This is a genomic window from Stenotrophomonas sp. TEPEL (genome assembly GCF_004348785.1).
GTDB classification, from domain to species: domain Bacteria; phylum Pseudomonadota; class Gammaproteobacteria; order Xanthomonadales; family Xanthomonadaceae; genus Stenotrophomonas; species Stenotrophomonas indicatrix.
Map to the genome: position 1 here is coordinate 4,022,138 of NZ_QQXJ01000001.1, position 6,620 is coordinate 4,028,757.

The 6,620-nt window shown below is 67.8% G+C and carries 8 protein-coding genes; 4 read left to right on the forward strand and 4 right to left on the reverse strand.

What is annotated here, in order from left to right:
• Window positions 1–51 precede the first annotated feature (51 nt).
• The 3 genes from TEP_RS18400 (at window position 52) to TEP_RS18410 (ending at window position 2,271) form a co-directional block, all read left to right on the forward strand.
• On the forward strand, window positions 52–723 hold the full coding sequence (locus TEP_RS18400) for an epoxyqueuosine reductase QueH (protein WP_132826244.1): 672 nt from the start codon (window positions 52–54) through the stop codon (window positions 721–723).
• 57 nt (window positions 724–780) lie between these two features.
• Complete coding sequence (pncA, locus tag TEP_RS18405) at window positions 781–1,407, forward strand: bifunctional nicotinamidase/pyrazinamidase (RefSeq protein ID WP_132826245.1); 627 nt, start codon at window positions 781–783, stop codon at window positions 1,405–1,407.
• Window positions 1,408–1,551: 144 nt separating this feature from the next.
• Complete coding sequence (locus TEP_RS18410; protein ID WP_132826246.1) at window positions 1,552–2,271, forward strand: NYN domain-containing protein; 720 nt, start codon at window positions 1,552–1,554, stop codon at window positions 2,269–2,271.
• Here TEP_RS18410 and purU read toward each other — a convergent pair.
• Complete coding sequence (purU, locus tag TEP_RS18415; RefSeq protein WP_132826573.1) at window positions 2,264–3,115, reverse strand: formyltetrahydrofolate deformylase; 852 nt, start codon at window positions 3,113–3,115, stop codon at window positions 2,264–2,266. The two genes, TEP_RS18410 and purU, sit on opposite strands and share 8 nt — an antisense overlap.
• Window positions 3,116–3,228: 113 nt before the next feature.
• Here purU and TEP_RS18420 point away from each other — a divergent pair, with 113 nt between their 5' ends.
• The gene (locus TEP_RS18420) at window positions 3,229–4,140 is read left to right on the forward strand and encodes a LysR family transcriptional regulator (RefSeq protein ID WP_132826247.1); all 912 of its coding nucleotides are present in this window, start codon (window positions 3,229–3,231) and stop codon (window positions 4,138–4,140) included.
• A gap of 3 nt (window positions 4,141–4,143) precedes the next feature.
• Here the strand turns inward: TEP_RS18420 and TEP_RS18425 are convergent, their stop codons facing one another.
• The 3 genes from TEP_RS18425 to TEP_RS18435 form a co-directional block, all read right to left on the reverse strand.
• A complete protein-coding gene (locus TEP_RS18425; RefSeq protein ID WP_132826248.1) occupies window positions 4,144–5,247 on the reverse strand; it encodes an NADH:flavin oxidoreductase/NADH oxidase in 1,104 nt (367 codons plus the stop codon).
• A 101-nt stretch (window positions 5,248–5,348) separates the two neighbouring features.
• Window positions 5,349–6,152, reverse strand: a complete 804-nt coding sequence (locus tag TEP_RS18430; RefSeq protein ID WP_132826249.1) for an NAD-dependent protein deacetylase — start codon at window positions 6,150–6,152, stop codon at window positions 5,349–5,351.
• 43 nt (window positions 6,153–6,195) lie between these two features.
• Window positions 6,196–6,606: an acyl-CoA thioesterase gene (locus TEP_RS18435; protein WP_132826250.1), complete on the reverse strand. Its 411-nt coding sequence runs from the start codon at window positions 6,604–6,606 to the stop codon at window positions 6,196–6,198.
• Window positions 6,607–6,620: the final 14 nt, after the last annotated feature.

The window sequence follows — 6,620 nt, forward strand, 5'->3', positions numbered from 1 at the left end:
TGTTCACGGTTTCCGTCCAGACCTGCTGCCCACGCCCAGATGCACCCGACGATGACCGAGCTCCAACGCCCCACCCTGACCCTTCCCGACAACGGCCAGCGCCTGTTGCTGCACTCGTGCTGTGCGCCCTGCTCGGGCGAAGTGATGGAGGCGATCACCGCCTCCGGGATCGACTACGCGATCTTCTTCTACAACCCCAACATCCATCCGGTGAAGGAATACGAGCTGCGCAAGCAGGAGAACATCCGCTTCGCCGAACAGCACGGCATCCCCTTCATCGACTGCGACTACGACACCGACAACTGGTTCAGCCGTGCACGTGGCATGGAGAACGAACCCGAGCGCGGCATCCGCTGCACCATGTGCTTCGACATGCGCTTCGAGCGCACCGCGCTGTACGCGCACGAGCATGGCTACGACACCATCAGCTCCTCGCTGGGCATCTCGCGCTGGAAGAACATGGCGCAGATCAACGATTGCGGTGTGCGTGCCGCCTCGCGCTACGTGGGCCTGCAGTACTGGGACTACAACTGGCGCAAGGGCGGCGGTGCCAGCCGCATGATCGAGATCAGCAAGCGCGAGCAGTTCTACCAGCAGGAGTACTGTGGCTGCGTCTACTCACTGCGCGATGCCAACCGCCATCGTCGCGAGAACGGCCGCGAGCGCATCAGGATCGGCCTGCTGTATTACGGGCAGGACAACGACACCGCCAGCGGCGATTGACGTGCGCGCGAGGGGCGGCCACGCTTGCCGCCCATCTTCCGTTGTGCTGGACCTGCCATGACCGCCCTGCCCGCTGATGTCGCCCTGCTGGTGATCGACCTGCAGCCGGACTTCATGCCCGGTGGCGCCCTCGCCTGCGAACAGGGCGATGCGCTGGTGGCACCGATCAACGCGCTGCTGGCCGAGCGCCGCTACCGCACCGTGGTGGCCACCCAGGACTGGCACCCGGCCAACCACGCCTCGTTCGCCAGCCAGCATCCGGGCCATCTGCCTTTTGAAGCCATCCTGCTGCATGCACAGCCGCAGACCCTGTGGCCGGACCACTGCGTGCAGGGCAGCACCGGCGCCGCCCTGCACCCCGGCGTGGACTGGACCGCGGCCGACCTGATCCTGCGCAAAGGCAGCCGCCAGCAGGTGGATTCCTACAGTGCCTTCCGCGAGAACCACGGCCCGGACGGCACGCGCCCGGCCACCGGGCTGGCCGGCTGGCTGCACGAACGCGGCATCCGCGAGGTGCACGTGTGCGGGCTGGCCCGCGACTACTGCGTGCTGTGGAGCGCGCAGGACGCGGTGAAGTCGGGTTTCCGGGTGAAATTCCTGTGGGAGCTGACCCGGCCGGTGACCGAGGCCAATGACGGCATGGTGCGCGAAGCCCTGGCGAAGGCGAAGATCGCGATCCTGTAGGCAGCGTGTCGCCTCTGCCGCTTGTGCGCCTGATACGCCCCCTGCAGAATCGAGCCATCCAGCCCTCCAAGTACGCCCCCCAACAGATCGCGGGACGGCCGAACCGAGGGCTTTTTCATTGGACGAAGCCAGGAGGGCAACGGTATGCCGACGGCAGTTCTCATTGATGGCGGCTATTTCATCAAACGCTTTCGCCGCATCGAGCCCCACAACGCCTACAACGCTCAACGCGCCGCCGAGGTCGCTCACCGATGGGCCATCGCCCATCTGAAGCATGCAAGTGGCGAGCGACGCGATCTCTATCGCATCTTCTTCTACGATTGCCCGCCGCTGCGCAAGAAGATGCACAACCCGATTTCGGGGCTGTGCATCGACTACTCGCGATCCGACGAAGCACTGTTCAGAGTCAGCCTGCACGAGGCGCTGAGGCAGAAGCGGAAGGTCGCCCTGCGTCTTGGCCACCTCACCGACTTCAGTTCGTGGACGACCGGATCGCGAACCTTCGACGACCTGCTCAAGGGCAAGCGGACCTTCGGCGATCTTCAAGCCGATGAGCTGCAACCGGATGTGCGACAGAAAGGCGTGGACATGCGCATCGGCATCGACATTTCCTCACTCGCCCTCAAGCGCCAGGTCCGCCAGATCATCCTGATGGCCGGCGATGCCGACTTCGTGCCCGCCGCGAAGCTCGCCCGGCGTGAAGGGGTCGATTTTGTATTGGATCCGATGTGGTCATCCATTCCCAAAGGGCTGATGGAACATATCGATGGCGTGCGCTCCACCTGTCCCAGGCCAGTGCAGCAGCATCGGGCGCATCGTGGGCAATTGCCGGGCTCCATCCCCGGCACTGCGCGCGTTACCTGAACACCACCGTACGGTGCCCGTTGAGCAGGATGCGGTGCTCCACATGCCGGCGTACCGCCCGCGCCAGCACCTGCGATTCGGTATCGCTGCCCAGCCGTACCAGTTCGCGCGGGGTCATCGCGTGGTCCACGCGGGCCACGTCCTGTTCGATGATCGGGCCTTCGTCCAGGTCTTCGGTGACGTAGTGCGCGGTGGCGCCGATGATCTTGACCCCGCGCGCGTGCGCCTGGTGGTACGGCTGCGCGCCCTTGAAGCTGGGCAGGAAGCTGTGGTGGATGTTGATCGCCCTGCCCGCCAGCGCACGGCACAGCGTGGGCGAGAGAATCTGCATGTAGCGCGCCAGCACCACCAGGTCGATGCGCTCACGCTCGACCAGATCGATGATCTGCTGTTCCTGCGCTGCGCGCGTGTCGGCGTTCACCGGCAGATGGTGGAACGGCACCTGGTAGGACGCTGCCAGGGTTGCGAAGTCGGCATGGTTGGAGGCCACCGCAGCGATGTCCACCTTCAACTGGCCACTGTGGGCACGGAACAGCAGGTCGTTCAGGCAATGGCCCTGCTTGCTGACCAGCACCAGCAGGCGCGGCCGGCGGCGGCCATCATGCAGCTGCCAGTCCATGCCGAAGTCCGCGGCCAGTGCGGCCATCGCCGCGTGCACGGTGCCCAGCGGCAGGCCCGCATCGCGGTCGAAGTGCACGCGCAGGAAGAAGCGACCGCTCTCCTCGTCGCCGAACTGCTGGGCGTCGAGGATGTTGCAGCCGTGATCGAACAACAGGCCCGATACGCGGTAGACGATGCCGGTACGGTCGGGACAGGAGAGAGTGAGGATGGAATCGGGGCGCATCGCCGAAGTGTAGAGCAGCGCGGCCGCGCGAAGGACGACGGTCACCGATGCAACCGACTGCTTGGGACAGACCCAAGCGATACTTGGCCTTCCGCATGGCAAGCTGGTCGGTCATGAACCTGTTGCAGCTCATCCGCAGCTTCACCCGCACCGCAGAGACCGGCAGCATTGCCGCTGCGGCGCGCACCCTTGGCATCAGCGCCACCGCAGTAGGCCAGAACATCAACCGACTGGAAGCCCATCTGGGCGTCCGCCTGCTGAACCGCAGCACGCGTCAGCTGGCGCTGAGCGAGGCCGGCACGGTGTACTTGGCGCAGGTGCGGCATATCGAAGCCGACCTGGCGCGCGCGCAGGCGATGGTGACCGCCGGCGACGTGGAGCCGGCCGGGCCCCTGCGCATCGCCAGCAGCAGCGCGTTCGGCCGGCACGTGCTGGCACCGCTGCTGCCCTCGCTGCAGCAGCGCTACCCGCAGCTGCAGCTGGAGCTGCGCCTGACCGATCGCGCCGTGCAGCACGGTGCCGAGGCAGTGGATGCCAGCATCCGCATCGGCGCGCAGCTGGAGGACGGGCTGGTGGCACGTCCACTGGCACGCATCCCGTTCGTGTTCTGCGCCTCGCCGGCGTACCTGCAGGCGCACGGCACGCCGCTGCAACCGGCGCAGCTGGCCGCCCATCGCGGCCTGCTGCATCGCTTTCCCACCGATGGCCGGCCGCTGCGCTGGGGCCTGCTGAAGGACAGCGAGCGGGTGGATGCCGCGCTGCCGCCGAGCATGGTCTGCGATGACATCGACGCGCTGGCCGAGCTGGCCGCCGCCGGTGCCGGCATCACCCGGCTGGCGGCGTTCGTGGCCGAGCCCTACCTGCGCGATGGTCGCCTGCAGTGCGTGTTCGGTTGCGGCACCGACTGGCAGCCCGAACCGATGGACGTGTACTTCTGCGTGAGCGACCGCCGCGATTTCACCGCCAAGATCCGCGCGCTGTTCGAGCACCTGCAGGCCGGCCTGCCGCCGGCCTGGCAGGTGTAGTGCTCAGCGCGGGCTGAACACGCCGCGTGCGTCGCGCGGTTCGCAGCGCAGGTACTGCGGTGCCGGCACCACGCTGTCGCCCAGTGCAGCAGCGGCGTGCCACGGCCAGCGCGGGTCGTACAGGATGCCGCGGGCCAACGCGATGGCATCGGCCTGGTTGTGGCGCAGGATCGATTCGGCCTGCTCCGGCTCGGTGATCATGCCCACCGCGATCACCGGCATGCGCACCTTCTTGGCCTTGATTGCCGCCGCGAACGGCACCTGGTAGCCCGGGCCGACACTGATCTTCTGGCGCTCGTGCAGGCCGCCGCTGGACACATGCAGGAAATTGCAGCCGCGCGCGTCCAGCACCTGTGCCAGCGCCTCGCTCTGCACGATGTCCCAGCCACCCTCGACCCAGTCGCTGGCGGAGATGCGCACGCCTACGGCGACCTTGTCCGACACGGCGGCACGCACCGCGTCGAACACTTCCACCAGCATCCGCAGGCGGTTCGGCAGCGAGCCGCCGTAGCCATCGGTACGGCGGTTGCTCAGCGGCGACAGGAACTGATGCAGCAGATAGCCGTGCGCGGCGTGGATCTCGATCAGCTCGAAGCCCAGGCGCTCGGCGCGCACCGCACTGGCGGCGAAAGCGGCAACGACTTCGGCAATACCGGCCTCGTCCAGTTCCTGCGGTGCCGGATCGGCGGCATGGAACGGCAGCGGTGAGGGGGCCACGGTCGCCCAGCCGCGGGCATCATCGGCCGGCAGCTGGCCACCGCCGTCCCAGGGACGCGCAGTGGAGGCCTTGCGGCCGGCATGGGCCAGCTGCACACCCAGCGGCATCGGCGACCAGCGGCGCACGCTGGCCAGCACCTGCGCCAGAGCGGCTTCGGTGCCGTCATCCCAAAGGCCCAGATCGGCCCAACTGATGCGGCCGCGCGCTTCGACCGCGGTGGCCTCCAGGATCAGCAGGCCCGCGCCGGACTGCGCCAGGTTGCCCAGATGCATGGCATGCCAGTCGCTGGCGCGACCGTCTTCGGCGGAGTACTGGCACATCGGCGCGACGACGATGCGGTTGGACAGGGTCAGGGGGCCGAAGGAGATCGGCGAAAACAGCTGGCTCACGGCAGTGGGGGGTGTACCAAAGGGGGTGCGTATTGCACCGCTGTGACGCCGATAGATCAACCGTGTGGGTGGATCGCTGTTTCGTGGGAAGCCACAGACGGTCAGCGCAACCAGCCGGCCAGCGCCTCGGCGCAGTCGCGCTCGTCCTTGAACTGCAGCAGGTCGTCGGCACGGGTGCGGCCACGGTTCAGCGCGGCCACCGGCAGGCCAGCCTTGGCCGCCGCCTGCACGAAGCGGAAGCCGGAATAGACCATCAGCGAGGAGCCGACCACCAACACCGCATCCGCCTGCTGCAGGTGCTCATGCACCGCATCCACACGTTCACGCGGCACGTTTTCGCCGAAGAACACCACGTCCGGCTTCAGCAGGCCGCCGCAGTGCGGGCAGTCGGGCACCGCAAACGCGGAGAAGTCGGTTTCCAGATCGGCGTCGCCGTCGGGCGCGATACCGGCCTGCAGCAGTTCCCAGCCGGGGTTGGCCTGCAGCAGCCGCTGCTGGAACGCCTCACGCTCGCTGCGGCGTTCGCAGCCCATGCAGCGCACCAGGTCCAGGCGGCCATGCAGGTCGATCACGTTCTGGCTGCCCGCGCGCTGGTGCAGGCCATCCACGTTCTGGGTCAGCAGCACCTGCAGCTTGCCGCTGTCCTCCAGTGCGGCCAGCGCCTGGTGAGTGCCGTTGGGCCGGGCCTGGCCGAAACGCGGCCAACCCAGCAGGCTGCGCGCCCAGTAGCGCTGGCGAGTGGCGGCCTCGCCCATGAAGGCCTGGTAGGTCACCGGCGGCGTGCGCTTCCACTGGCCATCGGCATCGCGGTAATCGGGGATGCCCGAGGCGGTGCTGCAGCCAGCGCCGGTCAGCACGAACAGGCGCTGGGCGCGGTCGATGAAGTCGGTGAGCGGCGGGGTCATGGCAGCCAGATGGGGGCGCACAGGCGCCCCCGCAAGCATCGGCTCAGGCCGCCGGCGCGCCGGGCAGCTGCGGCACGGTCACCGGGTGACCATCGTCGCCCAGAGCGATCATCACGAAGTGGCCGCGGGTGCACAGCTTGCGCTCGCCGCTGTGCAGGTCCTCGGCGATCAGCTCCACCTCGACCTTCATCGAGCTGCGGCCGACCTCGACGATGCGGCCGATGGTCTCCACCATCTGGCCGATGCGGATAGGCAGCTTGAAATCGACCTGGTCGCTGCGCGCGGTCACCACGGTGCGGCGCGAGTAGCGGGCGGCGGCCAGGAAAGCGGCCTTGTCCATCCATGCCAGCGCCTGGCCACCGAACAGGGTGCCCATGTGGTTGGTGTGGTTGGGAAAGACGATTTCGGCCATGCGCACTTCGGTCGGCGGCACGGTGTCGGGGATGGGGGTCATGGGGGCGGTTCGGG

What these genes read in the sequence shown, in the direction of transcription:
- TEP_RS18410 (WP_132826246.1), top strand. Translation starts at nt 1,552, where the DNA reads ATGCCGACGGCAGTTCTCATTGATGGCGGCTATTTCATCAAACGCTTT.
- purU (WP_132826573.1), bottom strand. Translation starts at nt 3,115, where the DNA reads ATGCGCCCCGATTCCATCCTCACTCTCTCCTGTCCCGACCGTACCGGC.
- pncA (WP_132826245.1), top strand. Translation starts at nt 781, where the DNA reads ATGACCGCCCTGCCCGCTGATGTCGCCCTGCTGGTGATCGACCTGCAG.
- TEP_RS18435 (WP_132826250.1), bottom strand. Translation starts at nt 6,606, where the DNA reads ATGACCCCCATCCCCGACACCGTGCCGCCGACCGAAGTGCGCATGGCC.
- TEP_RS18430 (WP_132826249.1), bottom strand. Translation starts at nt 6,152, where the DNA reads ATGACCCCGCCGCTCACCGACTTCATCGACCGCGCCCAGCGCCTGTTC.
- TEP_RS18400 (WP_132826244.1), top strand. Translation starts at nt 52, where the DNA reads ATGACCGAGCTCCAACGCCCCACCCTGACCCTTCCCGACAACGGCCAG.
- TEP_RS18420 (WP_132826247.1), top strand. Translation starts at nt 3,229, where the DNA reads ATGAACCTGTTGCAGCTCATCCGCAGCTTCACCCGCACCGCAGAGACC.